We start from the raw sequence: 19,656 nt of genomic DNA on the forward strand, positions 1-19,656 counted from the left end.
GTCCATAATCCGCAGACAGGGAGGAATCGGGCATGACTGACCGGCCCGAACGGCCAGGGTCCAGGCCGAAGACTGACGGCCTGCCCAAGACTGAACCGCTGACTCCTGCGCAGCTCCGGCAGGACGCTGCTGCCAGGAGAATGCTCCGCCGCCTGGTCCAGGGGGAGAACCCGCCCACGGCGCCCTTGAGCATCGTGGACCGGCTCGCCGGGAGCCCCTACGCGAACCCCACCATCCAGGTGGGCGGCGTGGACACCTCCGCCCGCAAAACCCTTGACTTCGCCCTCCACCTGGCCGAAACGATGTTCCGCTACGGCGCCGGCGCCCTCGAAGTGGAAACCAGCATTATTGCCGTCACCGCGGCGCTGGGACTGAAGAACATCGAGGTCGACATCACCAACCAGTCCGTGGGGATCAACTATGCCCCCAAGGACCAGACCCCCATCGCGCTGCTGCGCGTGGTGCGGTCCTGGACCAACAACTACGCCGGCCTCGCCAAGGTCCACCAACTGGTCACGGACATCGTGGCCGGCGGGGTGGGGCGTGATGAGGCGGTCCGCCGGCTCAACGAGGCCATCACCAGCCCCAAGCCGTATCCGCGCTGGATGGTGACGGCGGCATTCGGTGTTTTCGCCGCAGTGTTCGTCGGGGTGCTGGGCGGAGGGCCCGTGTCCTCGGCGGTCGCATTCGTGGCCAACATCGGCATCAGCCTGCTGGCCAGGCAGTTGGGACGCTGGCGCGTCCCGGACTTCTTCATCACCGCGAGTTGCTCATTCGTGGTCACCATGCTGGCCCTGCTGCTGTGGCAGTTCGGGCTCACCGCCTCACCGTCGATCGTGGTGGTGGGCGGCATCCTGCTGCTCCTTCCCACCGGCCGGCTGGTGTCCTCCGTGCAGGATGCCATTAACGGCTTCCCGGTGACGGCGGCGGGGCGGTTCCTGTCCACGCTGCTGACCTTCGGCGCCATCGTTGCCGGCATCGCCGTCGCCTTTGTCGTGGGGGAGCTGACCGGCCTGCAGCGCATCGACGTCACGCAGACCTTTCCGCCCGCCTACGATCTGTGGGTCCTCATCGTCTTTGTGGCCGCCGCCGTGATGGCCATCGGCATCACCGAGCAAACCACCTGGAAGCTGCTCCTGCCCACGGCCGGGGTTGGCGTGGCGGGCTATCTGGTCCTGCTGGGCTGCGGCCTGCTGGGCATTGGCGACCGCTTCGCCCCGGCCATCGCCGCCGTGGTCATCGGCCTCCTGGCGCGGGTGGTGGCCCTGCGGATGGGGGCACCGCAGCTCGTGGTGGCTGTTCCCGCGGCCCTGATCCTGCTGCCCGGCCTCACGATTTTCCGGTCCATGTACGTGCTCACCGTAGAGGAGTCGGAAATCCTCGCCGGCGCCGGTGGCATGCTCAGCGCCGGCGCGATCGTCCTCGGCACTGCCGGAGGGATCGTCCTGGGCGATGTGCTGGCACGGCCGCTGACACGGAGCCTGGCAAGCAACGAGCGGCGCCGGGCGCGCCGCCGGTAGCGCGGGCGCCGGGCCGCCTAGATTTGGCCGACCGGCAGTTTCTTTTCGGCCTGGAAGACGTCCTCCACCCGGCCCTGCGCCCAGTAGCCGGAGAGTGAGACCTGCCGGCGCTCGAGTCCGCGCTGCTTGAAGAAGACCTCGCGCAGCGCCTTCATGTAGCCGCGCTCGCCGTGCGCAAAGACGTCCACGGAGCCTCCCGGCCAGTCCGCATTCGCCACCGCCTTGATCAACAGGTCGCTGGACCCCGCGGGGACGCCGTTGCGCGGCAGCCAGGTGAGGTCCAGCCCTGCGGGGGCGGAAATGGGCTGGATTTCGGCCTCGGACCCGACCTCCAGGAAAGCCATCCCCGCAGCTTCCGGCGGCAGTGCCTCGATGCAGGCGGCGATGGCGGGCAGCGCTGCCTCATCGCCGGCGAAGAGGTACCAGTCCGCTTCCGGGTTGGGGTTGTAGGCCCCGCCGGGACCGGTGAAGGTGAGGGTTTCGCCAGGCTCTGCCCTGGCCGCCCAAGGGCCTGCCAGGCCTTCGTCGCCGTGGACCACGAAGTCGATGGCCAGTTCCTGCGCTCCAGTGTTGACCCAGCGCAGGGTGTAGGTGCGGGTGAACGGCCACTGTTCGCGGGGCATGGTTTCCCGGATTTCCCAGAGATCCAGGGGCGAGGGGTACTCGACGCCGGGCTGGGGGAAGACAATCTTGACGTACCGGTCCACGAACCCGTTGTTGGTGAAGTCCTTGAAGCCGTCCCCGCCGGCGACGATCCGGACCATGTGCGGCGTCAGCTGTTCCTTGCGCAGGACAGTCAGATTGACCTGCGGGCGGCTCTTCTTGGTTGCGCTGGTGGCGGCAGGAACGGTGCTCATGAGGCAAGCCTAAGCTAGAGCGACGGCGGGAGTTCCCAGGTTACGTCCGTTGCCCCCTGGTCCCGCAGCAGCTGGTTCGCACGGCTGAACGGCCGGGAGCCAAAGAAGCCGCGGGAGGCGGACAGGGGACTGGGATGGGCGCTGGTGATGGCGGGGACGCCGGCCAGGAGCGCCCGGACGCCCTCAGCCTCCTTGCCCCACAACACGGCCACCAGGGGCAGCCTTGCCCCGTCCGCTGCGGTGCGGGCCGCCAGCGCGGTGACTGCCGCCGTCGTAATCTCCTCCCAGCCCTTGCCCCGGTGTGAACCGGCGGCTCCGGCGCGGACCGTCAGGACGCGGTTCAGCAGCAGCACGCCTTGCTCCGTCCAAGCCGACAGGTCGCCGTGGACGCGTGGCGGAATGCCCAGGTCCGATTCCAGCTCCCGGTAGATGTTGGCCAGGCTGCGCGGGATGGGCCGCACGTGCGGGTCGACGGAGAAGGAAAGTCCGACGGCGTGGCCCGGCGTGGGGTACGGATCCTGCCCCACAAGAAGGACTTTCACGCCGGCCAGGGGCTGGCGGAAGGCCCGCAGGACGTTCGACGGCGACGGCAGGAGCTGGTGCCCGGCCGCCTCTTCCGCGGCCAGGAACGCCAGCACCTTCCGGAGTTGGCCTTCGACGTCCTGCAGGGCAGCAGCCCAGTCCGGCGCCATGAGGTCTGCCAGCGGCAGGGCGGCGAGGTCGGCGAAGCGGAGGGTGTCCGCGGAGTCCTGCTGCAGCTCGAACAGCGCATCCGATTCAAACATCGTTCCATTCTTGCAGGACCGGGCGCGGGCAGCCGGGGGGAGGGGTGCCAGGGCAGGGGGACGAGGCACGCGGCCAGGTGCGAATGACACCAGTGTTATTCGGCAGCTAGCATGGGGGTAAGACATTTACCGTAACCAGCGAAGGAGTGTGCCGTGGCGGAACCGGCCCGGGAACACCTGCCGGAGCAGGATCCACGGAAACCCCTCCTGGCGGATTTCGCCCTCCGTGAGTCCTCCCTGTCGGAGCGGGAGCAGCAGATGCTGGCCCTGGAACGGCAGTGGTGGAAGTACGCAGGGGCCAAGGAACAGGCCATCCGGGAGCTCTTCGATCTCTCCGCGACCCACTACTACCAGCTTCTCAACGCGCTGATCGACCGCGAGGACGCACTGGCCCACGATCCCATGCTGGTCAAGAGATTGCGTAGACTACGTACGTCGCGCCACCGTGCGCGCACCGCCCGCCGCCTGGGATCCGACGCTTAGGACGCCGCGGCGGGGACAACAGCCGCACTCTACAAGGATGTCCTTCCACCATGACCAGATACGCCCGCGATGAATTCGACAAGGTCCCCGAAGCCGCGTCGCGACAAGGTGTCCACCGGACGGCCACGGCCCCGTCCCGCGTGCGGCTCTGGCCCATCCTCGCGGTGGGCGTGGCGGCCCTGGCCATCGGGCTGGTGTCCTTCCTGATCCTTCCCAAGCTTGGTTTCAGCACTGCTGCGACCCAGGCATCGGCGAGCGTGGAGTCAACTCCGCTGGCCGGAACCGGATCCACGCCGCAGGCGACGCAGGCTCCCTCCACCGCTCCGGTCTCCCCGACGCCGCCGGCATCTGCCGGGCCAACCCAAAGCACCAGTGCCGAGCCTGAGCCCACTGCCTCTGCCACCCAGCCGGCCGCCGTCGACCGGACCCAGCCGGTGGCGGTGTACAACGCTGCGGGAACAGCAGGACTGGCCGGCCGCGTGGGCGGAATGGTCCAGGCTGACGGCTGGCGCTTGGGCCAGGTGGGCAACTGGGCCGGCGCTCCGCAAAAATCTTCCGTGATCTTCTACGCCGGCCCCCAGCAGCTGGCAAGCGCACAGGCGCTGGCGGCCCTGCTGAACATCCCCACCGTGGTCAACAGCACCGAGTTCCAGGTTCCGCTGGTCGTGGTGCTGGGACCCGGATACCGGTAGCGGCAGTCCCTCCCGTTACGCCTGGATAACGTTCCGGGCTCCAGGCGGCTGCCGCCCGCGGCCCGTGGCGGCCATTGGCTAGAGTGGGTGCCAGGCTACGGCCGGCCGCGGTTTCCGCCGGCGGTCCGCGCCCGCCCGGCATCCAACGGAAAGAGTTGTTCATCATGGCACTGGGAACCGTCAAATGGTTCAACGCTGAAAAAGGCTACGGCTTCATCACCGTTGACGGCTCCGGCGACGACGTCTTTGTCCACTGGTCCGCGATCCAGGGGGAGGGCTACCGGGCCCTGGACGAGGGCCAGCGGGTGCAGCTGGAGGTCGGCGAGGGCGAAAAAGGGCCCCAGGCAGAAAACGTCCGGCCGGCCCAGTGATGCTGTTGTCCCGTTCCTCCGTACACCCCTTCCCGCTGCGTGCCGGTGCCGCCCTGGCCGCAGTCCTGGGAACCGTTCTCGTTGCCACGGGGTGCTCCGGCGCCGGTGGCAATGCCAGGGTGGAAACCGTTGAGGCATCCGGTGACGGTGTCCTGCGGGTGGGCCTGATCCTGGACAACTCCGGTGACGCGGCCTTCCTCAATGCACCGCAGTTGGCCGCCGCCAAGGCCGCCATCCAGGACATCAACGCCGCCGGCGGGCATAAGGGCAGGCCGGTGGAACTGCTTCCGGTGCATCCGGAGGAGGAGGCTGCAGGGCAGGCAAAGGACCTGGTGGCCGCCAAGGCGGACGTGGTCATCGGACCCACGGATTCCAGCCATGCGGCCCCCGCCGTCGATGTGCTTTCCCCGGCCCGCGTACCCCTCATCTCGCCGGCCAACACCGCAGCCGGCCTATCCGGGATGGCCAGCGGGGGCTACTACTTCCGCACCGCTGCAGCAGATGTGGCGCAAGGGCCAGTATTGGCCAAACTCGCCAAGGACGGCGGGGCCTCGACCATCAGCGTCCTGTACCAGGAGGGTCCGTACGGCAAGGACCTGTCGGCGGCGGTTGCCGAGGCGGCGCAAAAGTCCGGACTCGCGGTCCTTCCTGCCGCCTCTTTCAAGCCCGGTGACGCAGTGAACGCCGCACGCTCCACCGCCAAGGCACAGCCGGACGCGGTGGTCCTGGTCGCGCGCGAGGGCGCCCAGGCTGCATTGGCCCAGCTGAACAACGCCGGCCTCGCGGGGTCGCGCCTCATCCTCAGTGACGGCGCCTTTGCCCGCTACGGATCCGGGCTGCCTCCACGGGCCCTGGAGGGCGCCCGGGCGCTGGTTCCGGGCCAGCTGCCCTCGGCCGCGCTGCAGGGAAAGCTGCTGAAGGTGGACCCATCCCTGAAGGACGTTTCATACGCGGCCGAAACCTATGACGCGGTGACCCTGGCGGCCCTGGCCGCCGCCCGTGCACAGGACGACGCCGGGCGCTCCATCGCCGCCAACCTGATTGCGGTTTCAGGCGGTCCGGCGGGTGGCGGTGCGGCAGAACCCGCCGCGCCCTGCACGGGCTACAAGGAGTGCCTTGGTGGCCTGGCCGCCGGCCCGGACATCAACTACGACGGCGAATCGGGCCCGGTTGCCTTCGATCCCAACGGCGACATCACCTCAGCCGCTTTCTCCGTGTTCAGCTACGGAGCGGACAACAACCCCGGCCTCACCGGCCGGGAGGTTGCCGGCCGGTGAGCTGATCGCCCTGGGCGAAGAGGCTGCTCCAGGCGCCCGCCAGGCGTCATTTCGCTTGCACTCTCACCTGGGGAGTGCTAATTATTGAGTTAGCACTCTGACGTACCGACTGCTAAAGCAAAGCCTGGTTTCCGCCGGCGGAGCGCGGCACCGGTCGAGGAGCGAAAGAAACACCTTACTTCAGTGAGATCCCCGTCCGGAGGCATACAGAGGCCGCCGGGTACAGGATCGTCCGTCGCGGGCACTGCAGCGAAGGTTCATTCTTAACGACTGTCCCGAAAGGACTACTGCCGTTATGGCCAAGATCATTGCATTTGATGAAGAGGCACGCCGCGGCCTTGAGCGTGGCCTGAACACCCTCGCCGACGCCGTTAAGGTCACCCTCGGCCCGCGTGGACGCAACGTCGTCCTCGAAAAGAAGTGGGGCGCCCCCACGATCACCAACGATGGTGTTTCCATCGCCAAGGAGATCGAGCTGGACGATCCCTACGAGAAGATCGGCGCAGAGCTGGTCAAGGAAGTTGCCAAGAAGACCGACGATGTGGCCGGCGACGGCACCACCACGGCCACCGTCCTGGCACAGGCCCTGGTCAAGGAAGGCCTGCGCAACGTTGCCGCCGGCGCCGACCCGCTGTCCCTCAAGCGCGGCATCGAGAAGGCCGTTGACGCCGTCACCGCCGAACTGCTGAACTCCGCCAAGGAAATCGAAACCAAGGAAGAGATCGCGGCCACCGCCTCCATCTCCGCCGGTGACGACGAAATTGGTGCCCTCATCGCCGAAGCACTGGACAAGGTGGGCAAGGAAGGCGTCATCACGGTCGAGGAATCCAACACCTTCGGCCTGGAGCTCGAGCTCACCGAAGGCATGCGCTTCGACAAGGGCTACATCTCCGCCTACTTCGTCACCGACGCAGAGCGCCAGGAAACGGTCCTCGAGGATCCGTACATCCTGATCGTCAACTCCAAGATCTCCAACGTCAAGGAACTGGTTGCTGTCCTCGAGAAGGTCATGCAGTCCAACAAGCCGCTGCTGATCATCGCCGAAGACATCGAGGGCGAGGCCCTGGCCACCCTGATCGTCAACAAGATCCGCGGCACCTTCAAGTCCGTCGCCGTCAAGGCTCCGGGCTTCGGTGACCGCCGCAAGGCCCAGCTCGCCGACATCGCCGTCCTGACCGGCGGCCAGGTCATCTCCGAGGAAGTTGGACTCAAGCTGGAGAACGCCGGCCTGGAGCTCCTGGGCCAGGCCCGCAAGGTTGTTGTCACCAAGGACGAGACCACCATCGTCGAAGGTGCAGGCGACGCCGACCAGATCGCCGGCCGCGTTTCCCAGATCCGCGCCGAGATCGAAAACTCCGACTCCGACTACGACCGCGAGAAGCTGCAGGAGCGCCTGGCCAAGCTGGCCGGCGGCGTTGCAGTCATCAAGGCCGGGGCTGCCACCGAGGTGGAGCTCAAGGAGCGCAAGCACCGCATCGAGGACGCGGTCCGCAACGCCAAGGCTGCAGTTGAAGAAGGCATCGTCGCCGGTGGCGGCGTGGCCCTGATCCAGGCCGGTGCCAAGGCATTCGCCAACCTTCAGCTGTCCGGCGACGAAGCAACCGGCGCCAACATCGTCCGCGTTGCCATCGACGCCCCGCTGAAGCAGATCGCCTTCAACGCCGGCCTCGAGCCCGGCGTGGTCGTCGACAAGGTCCGCGGCCTGCCCGCAGGCCACGGCCTGAACGCAGCAACCGGTGAGTACACCGACCTGCTGGCCGCCGGCGTCAACGACCCCGTAAAGGTCACCCGCTCTGCCCTGCAGAACGCGGCGTCGATCGCCGGCCTGTTCCTCACCACCGAGGCAGTAGTTGCTGACAAGCCGGAGAAGGCTGCAGCCCCTGCCGGTGGCGATGACATGGGCGGCATGGGCGGCATGGGCGGCTTCTAAGCCTCCCGGCCGGGACCAGTCCCACCAGCCATAAAAATGCGGCCCCCTCGAAAAGAGGGGGCCGCATTTTTGCGTTCCGGATATATAACCCTGGCGGGACTCTATTTGCGGGCCGAGTCCAGCATCCCCTGTACTTCCTTCTTGAAGGCTTCCGCCGCCGCCTGGGGCGTCAGCCGGTCATACAGCACCTCATCGGTGTAGCGCTTGATGACGTTCTGGACGCTTCCGGCACCCACCGGCGGCACCGGCGGTGCCTCCTTGATGTCCGGCGCTATGTCCTTCAGGAAGCCCACGACCGTGGTGTCGGCCGGTTTGAGTGAGGGGGTGATGCCGGAAACGATCTCGCTGTTGGTGGGCACGCCCCTGTCCGTCATCAGGATGGCACCGGCCTCCGGACTGTTGGCGAGGTAGTTGATGAATTCCGCAGCCTGCTGCGGATGCTTCGAGCGGGAGGAAGCGGACCAGAACATGGTGGGCTTGTAGTACATGCCGTTGGCCGCCGACGCACCGTCGAGGCTCGGGGCGCGCAGCATCTTGATGCTGCTGCCGGTGGTGGCTTCGAGCGAACCGAGCTGGTTGGTCCACCACCAGGCCATGCCCACGCGGTTTGTGCCGAACAGGCTTTCCTCCAGTCCCGCCCCTGAGTCCTCTGTGGCCACGGTGGCCGGCGGGCTGGCTTTGGAATCGCGCTGTTCCTTCAGCCGCTCCCAGAAGGACGCGGCCGTGTCTGTCCCGAAGTCCAGCCTGCCGTCCTGGGAATAGAGGTTTTCGCCGTGCTGGCGAAGCCAGATGATGAGGTCCGCCTCGTTGCTCCCGTAAGCGGCGCCGTAGCTTTTGCCGTCGCCGGCGGCGCTGATCTTCGCCGCGGTGTCCACGAAGTCCTTCCAGGTCCACGTCTTGTCGTCCGGCACCGGGACGCCTGCGGCTTCGAAGACCTTGGTGTTGGCCATGATGACGTAGGCGTTCTGGCCCGTGCTCAACCCGTATTGGGCGCCGTCGTACTGGCCGGAGGCCAGGGCCTCCTTGTCCAGCTTGGAGGTGTCGATGCCGCCCTGCTTGGAAAGGTCAGCCAGGGCTCCGCGGCCGCCGTATTCGGCGATGTACTTCTGGTCCATCTGGATGACGTCCGGAGCGTCATTGGCGGCAGTCTTCGTTGCCAGTTTGTCCCAGTAACTGGACCATTCTCCCGGCTCAGCCTTGATCTTGATGTTCGGGTGCGAGGCCTCGAACGCCGCAATCACCTTGTCGGTCTGTGCGTTCAGGTATTCGTTGCCCCACCAGGCAAACCGCAGGGTCACCTGTCCGTTGTCGCCGGATCCGCCGGGGGCGCCGCAGCCGGTGGCCAGGATGGACAGGGCCAGGGCGGCAGCACCGAGCTGGAACCTGCGCCGGGATACTGGGGGAATCGTCATTGATGTTCCTTCCGGATGCGTGTCGGCCGTCCTCCCCCAGCAGCGATGGTTCAGCGGGAGGATGCCAGAAAGCGTTTTCTCATAGCAATGCTGCGATTGTTTCGCGCCTCCGGCACGTTCGTCAAGAACTTTGGTAAACGTTTTCCCATTTTTCCAGAACAGGTCCTCCCTTGCGCTGCGGCACCGCTTTGTCAGCACCTTCTGGCAGGATGGATCAGTGACGATTACTGCAGCGGCTGACGGTTCGGCCTTGGGAAACCCCGGCCCGGCCGGCTGGGCCTGGTACGTGAACGATGAATGCTGGCGCGCAGGCGGCTGGCCGCACGGGACCAACAACCAAGGGGAGCTGATGGCCGTCCTTGACCTGTTGCGTGCCACGGCGCACGTGCCGGGGGAGGACCTCCGGATTCTGTGCGACAGCCAGTACGTGATCAACTCGATTACCAAGTGGATGCCGGGCTGGAAGCGCAAAGGATGGCGCAAAGCGGACGGCAAGCCGGTCCTGAATGTGGAGCTGCTGAAGGAACTCGACCGCGAACTGGCCGGCCGGACGTACACGTTCGAATGGGTCAAAGGCCACGCCGGCCACGAACTCAACGAGGCCGCCGATGAACGGGCGCGGGCAGCTGCCACGGCCTACCAGCAGGGGGTGGCGGCACGCTCCGGTCCCGGATTCCCCGGCTCGCACCACCATCTGGCCGCCAGCCAGCCGGCAACGCTGGACATCCCGGCCGCCGGGCCGGTCCGTCCCGCAACCGCGACTGCCGGCACGGTGCCTGCAGCCACCGGCGACGTTCCGGCAGCCCGCGGCGCTGATGCTTCGGGGAGGCCGCGGGCCACTCCGGCGCCGGTCCCGGCCTACGAAGAACCCGACCTGTTCAGTGAATTCGATGCTGACGACCTTGAGGTGGCCGAGGCAGCGCAGCACGCCGGCTCCATCCCGCCCGAGGCGCTGGTGGAAGAGCTCGAACGTGAACTGCTGGGTCCGTTGGTCCGCGGGGACATCGGCCGGACCGCCGTGCTGCTCCACCCGGACTTCATGGAAATCGGCAGCTCCGGACGGGTCTGGACCCGGGACGCCATGATGATGGCACTCGAGGAAGACCCCGGTGAGCGGACCGAGATCGAAATCCTCGGGGCCGACCGCGTTGGCGCCGGCGCGGTCCTGCTGACCTACCGGAGCTATGCGCGTTCCGGCACCACCCTGCGCAGCTCCCTGTGGGTCCTGGACGGCGACCGGTGGCGGCTGCGGTTCCACCAGGGCACGCCTGAGGCCTAGGGCCAAGGGGTCAGCTGAAGCGCTGCGTGTTGCCCTGCTCCGCCTGGGCGTACGTGGCTGCTGCCGAGGCCAGGGCGGTATTGATGGAGGCCAGGGACGCCTCGACCCGGCCCTGCGTGATGGTCCACTCGGTGATCAGTGCCTGGAAGTTGGTGGCGGCCGAACCCCGCCACGAACCCTGCAGCTCATCCAGGCCGCGCTTCATGGCGTGGACGTCGGCGTTGATGCGGTCCACAGTGGCCTGAACGTTGGCAGACTTCAGCTGGAGTAATTCGGTGTCGACGGAGATCATGCTCATGGCTGTGCCTTTCGGTACGGCGGGCCGGACCCGCCCCGCTCCCGGCGGTTCCGGGCTGCTGCAAGGAGCCTATGGGGCCACGGCAGGTGCCGGCCATGCCGGGGCGGCTATATGTGGATAACGGACCCGTTGCCGCCCTTGACCCCCGCAGCGCTGCCGGAAGCAGCTTCCTGCCCGCCCCCGGCGTCGGCCGCCAAAGGGTCTTCCCGCCGTGGAAGGCTGACCACCAGGGTTGCCCCGCCGCCGTCGGTCTTTTCCACCCGCACGGTCCCGCCATGGGAGCCGACAATGGCCGCCACGATGGCGAGCCCCAGGCCGCTGCCGCCCGTCTCCCTGGTGCGGGAGGTGTCCGCCCGGTAGAAGCGCTCAAAAACCTTGGCCGCGTCCTCGTCGGAGATACCGGGCCCGTGGTCGCGTACTTCGATGACCGAGCGCTCGCCGGCGTCCGTCGGACGGACGCCCACCGCGAGCTCGATCGGGCTTCCGTCGGGTGTGTAGCGCAACGCGTTGCCCATCAGGTTCCCCACGACCTGGCGCAGCTTGGCCTCATCGCCGAGGACAGGTGCCGGTCCTGCCGGTCCGCCGTCAAGCCCCGTCAACGAGATAACCCTTGAACGGTCACTGGCCTGGGTATCCACCACGGCGTCGTGGGCGATCAGCTGGAGGTCCACCGGTTTCTGCTGCAGGGGCCGCTGCTCATCCAGCCGGGCCAGCAGCAGCAGGTCCTCCACCATCGAACCCATGCGCTTGGCTTCGCTTTCGATCCGGCCCATGGCCGTGGCCACGTCCTCCTCGGTGGACAGGGCGCCGTGGCGGTAGAGCTCGGAGAAACCACGAATGGTCACCAGGGGAGTACGCAGCTCATGCGATGCGTCGGCGGCGAAGCGGCGCATCCTTGCCTCCGAAGCGGTCCGGGCCGCGAACGCCGTCTCGATGTGGGCCAGCATGGCGTTAAGGGAACTGCTCAACCGCCCCAGCTCGCTGGCCGGATTCTCAACCTCCACACGGCGTGAGAGGTCGCCGGCGGCAATGGCGGCCGCGGTCTTTTCCACCCGGGCCAGCGGCCGGAAGGAACGCGACACTGTCCAGCTGGCAATCAGGGACGCCAGCAGCAGGGTCAGCAGGCCGACGCCGGTCACCACCAAGGTTGCATGCTTGAGGACGTCATCAACGCTTTCCAGGGGCAGCCCAATGACCACCACAGCCGTGGTTTGGCCGTTCTGCACCGTCACGGCCACCACCCGCCAGTTCTCCCCGTCCGTCCCCCGCACCTGGAAGGGGGCCAGCCCGCGCGCCTGTGCCTGCTCCACCGTGATGGCGCTGATGTCCGGATGGTCGTCCGGATCGCCGCCGAAGGTCAACGGCTGCTCGCCCGGGGCGAAGAGCATCAGCGAATAGTCGGTGGGAACCGGGCTCGGTGCCTGCAGCTGGGTGAAGGAACGCTGCTTCCGGGCAGAGTCGACGGCGGCGTTCAGCTTGTCATCCACCTGCCCCTGGAGATAGCTGTGCAGGAGCGTCAGCGTGACGGCACCAGTCACGGTCAGGGCCACGATCAGCAGGCCCATGATCATGGCCACCAGCTGCGACCTGAGCGAGGCCGACTTCCACCGTTTGAGCAAGGTCAGCGCTTTTCGGCCGTCCGCAGCACATAGCCCACGCCGCGCTTGGTCTGGATCAGGGCCGGCGCCTCGGGATCAATGTCCACTTTGCGCCGGAGGTAGGAGATGTAGGACTCCACGATGGACGCGTCGCCATTGAAGTTGTACTCCCAGACATGGTCCAGGATCTGCGACTTGGACAACACCCTGTTGGGGTTCAGCATGAGGTACCGCAGCAGCTTGAACTCCGTGGGGGAGAGCTCGATCACGGTGCCGCCGCGACGGACCTCGTGCGCGTCATCATCGAGTTCGAGGTCGTCAACGCGGATGATGGCGTCGTCATCGAGCATCGGCTGCGTGCGGCGGAGCACGGCCCGGATGCGGGCCACCACTTCGTCGAGGCTGAAAGGTTTGGTCACATAGTCGTCGCCGCCCACGGTCAGGCCCGTGACTTTGTCCTCGGTGTCATCCTTGGCCGTCAGGAAAAGGACAGGGAAGTGCTTTCCGGAGGCTCGGAGCCGCCGCGTCACGGTGAAGCCGTCCATGTCCGGAAGCATGACGTCCAGAACTGCCAGGTCGGGCGCATGCGTGTCCGCAGCGGCGAGGGCATCGCGACCGTTTGCTGCCGAGACCACCTCAAAGCCCGCGAACCGCAACGACGTGGAGAGGAGCTCGCGGATGTTGGGTTCATCATCGACGACGAGCAGCCTGGCTTCTGGACCGTTCTTGTTCATGCTCCCATCATGCTCCCAGTCTCTGGGAGTTGTCTGGATATTCGTTGTGAGCATGATGATGGCCCGCTTGCCGTTACCAGTCCATCGTCCCCGGCTCGCCCTTGAAGGGACCCACCACCTTGCTGGTGATCCACCCGCCGTAGAAGCGGCCCGGCTGGGCAACCACCCGCTCCCCGTCCACTTCGCAGTAATCCATCCGGCCCGGGTACACGGCCACCCGGCCCGCGAGGGCCTCGAAGCCAGAGGCCGGTTCAGGATAGGACCACGCGGCGCTCTCCACTTCCTTCCCCCCGCCGCGGACTGTCAGGTACTTGGCAGCACCCTTGAACTCGCAGAAGCTGCTGCCGGCACCCGATTCCAGCGACCCCGGGACGAAGGCCTCCTCCGGGACGTAATACACCGGCGGGTGGCTGGTCTCCAGGACGCGGAGCGAGTCCGTGGTGTCGAGGATCAGCTCGCCGCCCAGGACGATCCGGATGCGCTCCGTGCTCGGTTCTATCCTCGGCGGCCGGGGATAATCCCATACTGACTCCTGCCCGGGGCCGGGCACGGCTGGAACAATTCGTGGACTCATGTCTCCAGTGTGCGTCCGCCCCCGCCGTTTCGCACCCGGGAACCCAATTTGCGGCAAGAACGTTCCGGGTCCCGGATCTTCCCCAGCCCAGCGTGCCGGAATACAGTGATGCTTGCCGGGCTGCCAGCCCGGCACCAGCGTTCCAATGGGCCACCGGCCTCTCTCTTCGTGTGCCCGGTGGCCCTGCGCCAACAACGGTAGTTATCCGATAGTTCCTGGCCCATCGAAGGGGATAGACCATCATGACTGACCTGAGTGCCACCGAAAACGCAGCCGCAGGCGACCGCACCATCCGGGACTGGGCGGACCTTGCCGAAGAGATGTGGTCCTATCTCACTGGCAAGGGTGCGGCCATCAATTACCAGTTCATCGACATGGCCGTTGAAGTCCCCCGCGACATTGGCCCGGACGCACCGCGCGCCACGTGGAAGCTCAACGGCACGCTCCGCGTCACCACCAGCGACCGGGATGCTGCCGGGTCGGACGCGAACCGCGGCTGACGGACATGGCCGGGAACCGTCTGGACGTTGATCTGGACTTTTCGTACACGGATGAGTCCGGGGCGGTCACAACGGGCAAGGCGAGGGCCGCCGGCACTGAGGTCACGGTGTCACTCGAAGGGCTGGCGCCCCTGACCGGCGGCGGGCTGCCATCGCTGGAGGAGATCAAACCGCTGGCCGAATTGCTGGCCCGCCAAGGGTTGAGCGTCACCGTGGCCGGACCGGACGGCAACATCCTCAGCCTCGGCAAGGTGGACATCCCGGCGTCGCAGCGGCTGGTGACGCGTTCGCCGTACATCAAGCTCGGCAAACTCGGCTCGCTGCTGCCGCTGGTCCGGCAGGGCAGGCGGCGGCCCAGGGGCATGCCGCTGCTGCCGCCATCCACGCCCCTGCCACTGGTCCCCACCGTCCAGCGGAAGATCGTCCGACGCATCACCACCACGCACTACGCCAGGGGCGGCGGCAGGCCCCGGCTGATCTTCGTCCAGGACGCCGCGACGTGGACCGGCCAGATTCCGCGGGAGGTTGCCCTGACGGCAGAGGTCACGACGATCGGCAGTGCCCCCGGGTCCGACGTCCGGCTGGAAGGCCTGGACGGGCTCCACGCCGAGATCAGGCACGACGAGCAGGACGAATACGTCCTGGTGCCGCACGGGGCCGTCAGCGGCAGCGTCCCCCGCACGGGCCCGTCGGTGCTCCGGACCGGCGCAAGGATCCAGATGGGGCAGTGGTGCCTGGCGTTCTTCCGGGAGGAATTCGCCGACCACGGCCGTCCCTTCGGCGGCCGGAGCGGCGGGGAACTTGCCTATGAGCGCCCCCAGCTGGACCCGCGGACGGGGAAGATGGAGCGGGACAGTTCGGAGGGCGTGCGGTGAAGATGTGCAGGCCGCGGACTACTCCGCGGCGTGCACGTCCTTGGCATCCATGATCCGGTAGGCGTATCCCTGCTCGGCGAGGAACCGCTGGCGCTTGGCAGCGAATTCCTGGTCCAGGGTGTCACGCGCCACCAGGGAGTAGAAGCGCGCAGCCCTGCCGTCCTTCTTGGGCCGCAGGAGCCGCCCCAGCCGCTGGGCCTCCTCCTGCCGGGACCCGAAGGAGCCGGAGACCTGGATGGCCACCGAGGCCTCCGGAAGGTCGATGGAGAAGTTGGCCACCTTGGACACCACCAGGGTCTGCAGTTCGCCGGCGCGGAATTGGTCAAAGAGCTTCTGCCGTACCTTGACGGAGGTGTCGCCCTTGATCACCGGAGCCCCCAGGCGCTCGCCGAGCTCGTCCAGCTGGTCGATGTACTGGCCGATGACCAGCAGCTGGTCGCCGGCATGCCGGGCCACCAGCTGTTCCACCACCTGCGTCTTGGACTCGGACGTGGCGCACAAGCGGTACTTGTCGGCGTCGTCCGCCATCGCATAGGCAACCCGCTCATCCTTGGGCAGGTCAACGCGGACCTCCACGCAATCAGCGGGCGCGATATACCCCTGGGACTCGATGTCCTTCCACGGCGCGTCATAGCGCTTGGGCCCGATCAGGCTGAACACCTCGCCCTCGCGGCCGTCCTCGCGGACCAGCGTGGCGGTCAGCCCCAGCCGCCGCCGGGCCTGCAGGTCCGCCGTCATCCTGAAGATCGGAGCCGGCAGGAGGTGGACCTCGTCATAGATGATCAGCCCCCAGTCGTGGCCGTCCACCAGCTCCAGGTGCGGGTAGAGGCCGCCGCGCTTGGTGGTGAGCACCTGGTAGGTGGCGATGGTCACCGGCCGCACCTCCTTGAGGGCGCCGGAATATTCGCCGACTTCGTCCTCCGTGAGGGAAGTCCGCCGCAGCAGCTCGTCCTTCCACTGCCGCGCCGCCACCGTGTTGGTGACCAAAATCAGCGTGGTGGTGGAACCCGTGGCCATGGCGGCGGCCCCGACCAGGGTCTTGCCCGCGCCGCAGGGCAGCACCACAACACCGCTGCCGCCCGCCCAGAAGTTTTCGCTGGCCAGCCGCTGGTACGGCCGGAGCTGCCAGCCGTCCTCGTTGAGGGAAATCAGGTGCGGGGTGCCATCCACGTAGCCGGCCAGGTCCTCCGCCGGCCAGCCGAGCTTCAGCAGCAGCTGCTTGAGCTGGCCCCGCTGCGACGCGTGCACCACCACCGTCTCACCGTCGATCCTCGGCCCCAGCAGCGGTGCGATCTTCTTGGCGCGGATGACTTCCTCCAGCACGGGGTAGTCGTCCGTCCGCATGACCAGGCCGTGCCGCGGATCCTTTTCCAGGCGCAGCCTGCCGTACCGGGACATGGTTTCTTCGATGTCGATCAGCAGCGAGTGCGGCACGGGGAAGCGGGAGTACTTCAGCAGCGCATCCAGCACCTTTTCGGCATCGAGGCCGGCTGCCCTGGCATTCCACAGCCCCAACGGCGTCAGCCGGTAGCTGTGCATATGCTCCGGCGCGCGCTCCAGTTCGGCGAACGGAGCGATGGCGTGCCGGGCCTCGGTGGCCAGCTCGTGGTCCACCTCGAGGAGGATGGTCTTGTCGCTTTGGACGATCAGGGGCCCGTCGGTCACGGAGTGGATTCCTTCACTGGCGCAGTTCTTCTGCGGCCTCGATGTCGATGATGCGGTGGACGGACAGGACCCGCTCGGTGTCCTTGGCAGGATCGAACACCCGGACCCGGCCCCCGCTCACAGATAGCGGAACAACAACCTCCAGGCTGGCATTCCCCAGGCTGTCGACGACGTTCATCTGGATCCGCTGCTTCAACCGGATGGCCGTTTGCAGCGCTTCAAGGCCAAGCTGGGTGGCGGCCTCGCTGCCGGCCGCAGCAAAACCGGTGGAATGCCCGACGGCGGCGTCCGCCTTCCGCAGGACGTCCAGTTGGGCCTCCACTTCCTCCGCCGCGGGCGCCGTCCCAGGCGCGGTATAGACGGGGCGCAGGCTTTCGTGCGGAGCGGAAGGACGGCGGGGCCGGCCGGCCGGCTCCATCCCGTCCACGGACGGGGACAGGCCCAGGCTGCGGAGGGCGGCGGCAAGTTCGCGGGGCGGAGCCGAGGACGTGACAACCGTCGGTGCAAGCATGGCCAGGCCAAGCTGGGCAGCTTTTGGTCCTGCCACCAGGTCCCGGAGCATCGCCTCGTCATCGCTCTGGATGAAGCTGACAGACTGCCCCACCCGGAGCCTGCCGTGCCGGGACGCGGTGTCCTCCACCAGGTATTCCAGCGGCTGGGGGACCGCCGTGGCGGAATGCTCGCGGAGGAACGCCAAAAGCCCCGCCGCATCGTAGCCGTGCTCAAGCGCGCGCTTGATGGACCCCGCCGAGAACCGGTAGATGGTTGCCGGCCCCTGCCCTTCGGCGTCGGCCATCACCAGGAGCTTTCCGGCCAACGAAGGGTCAAGGTACCCCGGGGCCACCGCGGTCAGGTCCGCCTGCAGCAGCACGTGATTGAGTGCCGCCGGAAGATGCTCGCCAAGGATGGCCAGTGCGGCGTCGGGGTTGTCCTCCGCGAAAGCGCTGCCCAGTTGGCTCAGGGCACCGGAACCGACCAGGCCCAGCATCTCCGCCTCGGCGAGGACACCGCGGATCAATGAACTGAACCGCCGGGCCATCCGCGGCTGCGACCACTCCGCGCGCTGCAGGACGGAGGCTGCATCAAGCATCGGAGCGGCGCCGTCGCCGGCAGCGGCTTCAACCGTCAGCTCATGCAGGATCTCAAGGATTCGCTTGCGGACCACGGGAGCGTCGGGCCGCTGGGCGCCCGCTGACAACGCCGCGATGGTGGTCCCGGCGGCCGACCGGCCGGCCGGTGCTCCGGGCGCAGCGTTCACGGGCTGGCCCACCATGGAGGGAACCCGTTCACTGGCCAGCCAGGCATTTACCAGCCACAACCACTGCTCCTGCCTCGGAAGGACCAGCCACTCCAGCTCGGGCGGCTGCACCCACGACGACGAGTCCACGTCCAGGCGGATCAATCCCGCCAGGCCGCACAGTTCCAGCAGCCGGCCTACGGTGCCCTGGTCCACTCGCAGCACCTCGGACAGCCGGCGCATTTCGCGGACCCCCACGCCGCCGCTGCGCAGCGTTGCCAGCGGGTGCTCACCCACGGTGTGCACCAGCTCGGAGGCAAGGCGGAGGGTCTCCGAAATGGCGCTCAGGGCTGCGTTCCTGCGCCGTGCCGCCGTAGTGCTGCCGAGCTCCGGAAGCGGTGGCTTCAGCGTGAAGTCGTTGACGATCGCCCCGCCGCGCAGGGCCAGCCCCACACTGTGTGGCAACTCGACGTGCGCCGCGTCCAGCGGCACCAGCAGCCCCCGGGCGAGGAGCCAGTCCACGGGCCCGACGTCGGCGCCCTCCGAGGTGACCGATGCCTTCCGTTGCGCCTGGGGGACGGCACCCATGGCCCAGTTGCGGAACCGGGCGAGCAGCGCCGTCGTCCGTTCCGGAGCTCCGGCGAGGATTTCCTGCAGGGCCTCCGGCGTGGCCGTCCAGTGCTGGAGTGCCAGCGCAGCCTCCATGGGTGTGGTGGCGTCCTGGATGGGAAAGCCCTTGCGGTGCAGTTCGGACACCAGTTGCACGGCCCGCTGGGCGAATGCCGGCTGCAGGCGGACCAGCTCGGTGTAACTGCGGCCGAGGCCGGCGGGATACAGGCCTACCACGTCCTTGAGGGACCCCACCGGGAGGTAGAAAGGTTGGTCCGCGGCAGGGGGAGGAGTTCCATGCGGGGGAGGCACGGGGTGCACCAGGGCAAGCTCCTGCAAGGTTCCCAGGATGTCCTGGACTGTGGCCAGCGAGGCGCCGCGGATCAGGTGCTGCAGGCCCTCCGCCGAGGCGCTGTGGCCGGTGTCTGTATTCGTGCACAGGTGCAGCGTCTCAAGGACCTGCATCTGCGGGCGGTTGAGCCGCTCCAGCGCCCGCTGCACGCTGACACGGGAACTGGCGCGTGCCGCCAGGGCAGCGAAATCCGGAACGGCGGGGGAAATGAGGTCCGGCCGCGCGGCGAACAGGGCACGCAGCGCATCGTTGCTGCGTGCCTCCAGGTCCTTGCCAAGCGCACGAATAAGGGACATCAGTCCAACGTTACCGCTGCTGTGCCCGTCCCGCCCGGTGCCGGGCTGCCACAGCGTCCAGGACCAGCAGTAGCATCAGGATGAAGGCTGCCGGCAGGCCGTAGAGGGCTGTGTAGGTGATCCAGGCCGGCGCAGCCGTGCCGGCAAAGGCCATCGCCATGACCGCTCCCACGGCTACGAGCGACAGCACGGCAATAACTGCGGCAAGGACCGTCAACGGCCGCCGGTAACGCGAGGAAGTCATGGACGTAACGCTACAGCGGGGCTGGATGCAAAAGTGAGCGGCCATGGCGGGAACGGCCCAAGCCTTGC

19 protein-coding genes are annotated in these 19,656 nt (G+C 67.5%); 9 read left to right on the forward strand and 10 right to left on the reverse strand.

Annotated features, from left to right (window positions below; genetic code table 11):
* Window positions 1-32 precede the first annotated feature (32 nt).
* Window positions 33-1,520 carry a threonine/serine ThrE exporter family protein gene (locus tag RM50_RS07550; protein WP_043451402.1) on the forward strand — a complete coding sequence of 496 codons (1,488 nt, stop codon included), beginning with the start codon at window positions 33-35 and terminating at the stop codon, window positions 1,518-1,520.
* A 17-nt stretch (window positions 1,521-1,537) separates the two neighbouring features.
* On the opposite strand, the gene RM50_RS07555 is transcribed toward RM50_RS07550, so the two are convergent.
* Window positions 1,538-2,377 (reverse strand): siderophore-interacting protein, encoded by an 840-nt coding sequence (locus tag RM50_RS07555; RefSeq protein WP_043451404.1) that lies wholly within the window; start codon window positions 2,375-2,377, stop codon window positions 1,538-1,540.
* A 14-nt stretch (window positions 2,378-2,391) separates the two neighbouring features.
* On the reverse strand, window positions 2,392-3,162 hold the full coding sequence (locus RM50_RS07560; RefSeq protein ID WP_043451406.1) for a uracil-DNA glycosylase: 771 nt from the start codon (window positions 3,160-3,162) through the stop codon (window positions 2,392-2,394).
* Between the two features lie 153 nt (window positions 3,163-3,315).
* Between RM50_RS07560 and RM50_RS07565 the strand changes: the two genes are divergently transcribed.
* From RM50_RS07565 to groL, 5 genes are all read left to right on the forward strand, one after another.
* Complete coding sequence (locus RM50_RS07565) at window positions 3,316-3,645, forward strand: DUF3263 domain-containing protein (protein WP_043451408.1); 330 nt, start codon at window positions 3,316-3,318, stop codon at window positions 3,643-3,645.
* Window positions 3,646-3,695: 50 nt separating this feature from the next.
* A complete protein-coding gene (locus RM50_RS07570; RefSeq protein WP_043451410.1) occupies window positions 3,696-4,337 on the forward strand; it encodes a LytR C-terminal domain-containing protein in 642 nt (213 codons plus the stop codon).
* 164 nt (window positions 4,338-4,501) lie between these two features.
* Window positions 4,502-4,708: a cold-shock protein gene (locus RM50_RS07575; RefSeq protein WP_134165653.1), complete on the forward strand. Its 207-nt coding sequence runs from the start codon at window positions 4,502-4,504 to the stop codon at window positions 4,706-4,708.
* Complete coding sequence (locus RM50_RS07580) at window positions 4,708-5,985, forward strand: ABC transporter substrate-binding protein (protein ID WP_052260037.1); 1,278 nt, start codon at window positions 4,708-4,710, stop codon at window positions 5,983-5,985. Before RM50_RS07575 ends, RM50_RS07580 begins: the two co-directional genes overlap by 1 nt.
* A gap of 295 nt (window positions 5,986-6,280) precedes the next feature.
* Window positions 6,281-7,915, forward strand: coding sequence for a chaperonin GroEL (gene groL, locus RM50_RS07585; RefSeq protein WP_043451415.1), 1,635 nt, complete (start codon window positions 6,281-6,283; stop codon window positions 7,913-7,915).
* Window positions 7,916-8,016: 101 nt separating this feature from the next.
* Here groL and RM50_RS07590 read toward each other — a convergent pair whose 3' ends face one another.
* On the reverse strand, window positions 8,017-9,327 hold the full coding sequence (locus RM50_RS07590) for an ABC transporter substrate-binding protein (RefSeq protein ID WP_043451417.1): 1,311 nt from the start codon (window positions 9,325-9,327) through the stop codon (window positions 8,017-8,019).
* A 217-nt stretch (window positions 9,328-9,544) separates the two neighbouring features.
* On the opposite strand from RM50_RS07590, the gene RM50_RS07595 reads away from it, so the two are divergent.
* Entirely contained in the window at window positions 9,545-10,606 is a 1,062-nt protein-coding gene (locus RM50_RS07595) for a ribonuclease HI family protein (protein ID WP_043451715.1), read from the forward strand.
* A gap of 10 nt (window positions 10,607-10,616) precedes the next feature.
* On the opposite strand, the gene RM50_RS07600 is transcribed toward RM50_RS07595, so the two are convergent.
* The 4 genes from RM50_RS07600 to RM50_RS07615 form a co-directional block, all read right to left on the reverse strand.
* The gene (locus tag RM50_RS07600) at window positions 10,617-10,904 is read right to left on the reverse strand and encodes a WXG100 family type VII secretion target (RefSeq protein ID WP_043451419.1); all 288 of its coding nucleotides are present in this window, start codon (window positions 10,902-10,904) and stop codon (window positions 10,617-10,619) included.
* A 107-nt stretch (window positions 10,905-11,011) separates the two neighbouring features.
* A complete protein-coding gene (locus RM50_RS07605) occupies window positions 11,012-12,523 on the reverse strand; it encodes a sensor histidine kinase (RefSeq protein WP_043451422.1) in 1,512 nt (503 codons plus the stop codon).
* A gap of 2 nt (window positions 12,524-12,525) precedes the next feature.
* On the reverse strand, window positions 12,526-13,236 hold the full coding sequence (locus tag RM50_RS07610) for a response regulator transcription factor (RefSeq protein ID WP_043451424.1): 711 nt from the start codon (window positions 13,234-13,236) through the stop codon (window positions 12,526-12,528).
* Between the two features lie 73 nt (window positions 13,237-13,309).
* On the reverse strand, window positions 13,310-13,810 hold the full coding sequence (locus tag RM50_RS07615; RefSeq protein ID WP_043451426.1) for a DUF427 domain-containing protein: 501 nt from the start codon (window positions 13,808-13,810) through the stop codon (window positions 13,310-13,312).
* Window positions 13,811-14,052: 242 nt separating this feature from the next.
* Here RM50_RS07615 and RM50_RS07620 point away from each other — a divergent pair, with 242 nt between their 5' ends.
* Both RM50_RS07620 and RM50_RS07625 read left to right on the forward strand, forming a co-directional pair.
* On the forward strand, window positions 14,053-14,310 hold the full coding sequence (locus RM50_RS07620) for a hypothetical protein (protein WP_043451428.1): 258 nt from the start codon (window positions 14,053-14,055) through the stop codon (window positions 14,308-14,310).
* A gap of 5 nt (window positions 14,311-14,315) precedes the next feature.
* Entirely contained in the window at window positions 14,316-15,185 is an 870-nt protein-coding gene (locus tag RM50_RS07625; RefSeq protein ID WP_043451430.1) for an FHA domain-containing protein, read from the forward strand.
* 18 nt (window positions 15,186-15,203) lie between these two features.
* Here the strand turns inward: RM50_RS07625 and RM50_RS07630 are convergent, their stop codons facing one another.
* Genes RM50_RS07630 through RM50_RS07640 form a run of 3 tightly spaced genes read right to left on the reverse strand, consistent with a single transcriptional unit; the run spans window position 15,204 to window position 19,588 of the window.
* A complete protein-coding gene (locus RM50_RS07630) occupies window positions 15,204-16,850 on the reverse strand; it encodes a DNA repair helicase XPB (RefSeq protein ID WP_043451432.1) in 1,647 nt (548 codons plus the stop codon).
* Between the two features lie 13 nt (window positions 16,851-16,863).
* Window positions 16,864-19,344 carry a helicase-associated domain-containing protein gene (locus RM50_RS07635; protein WP_043451435.1) on the reverse strand — a complete coding sequence of 827 codons (2,481 nt, stop codon included), beginning with the start codon at window positions 19,342-19,344 and terminating at the stop codon, window positions 16,864-16,866.
* A 10-nt stretch (window positions 19,345-19,354) separates the two neighbouring features.
* Window positions 19,355-19,588, reverse strand: a complete 234-nt coding sequence (locus RM50_RS07640; RefSeq protein WP_043451437.1) for a hypothetical protein — start codon at window positions 19,586-19,588, stop codon at window positions 19,355-19,357.
* Window positions 19,589-19,656 lie beyond the last annotated feature (68 nt).

The sequence above is a fragment of the Pseudarthrobacter phenanthrenivorans genome, assembly GCF_000813845.1.
Taxonomy (GTDB): domain Bacteria; phylum Actinomycetota; class Actinomycetes; order Actinomycetales; family Micrococcaceae; genus Arthrobacter; species Arthrobacter phenanthrenivorans_B.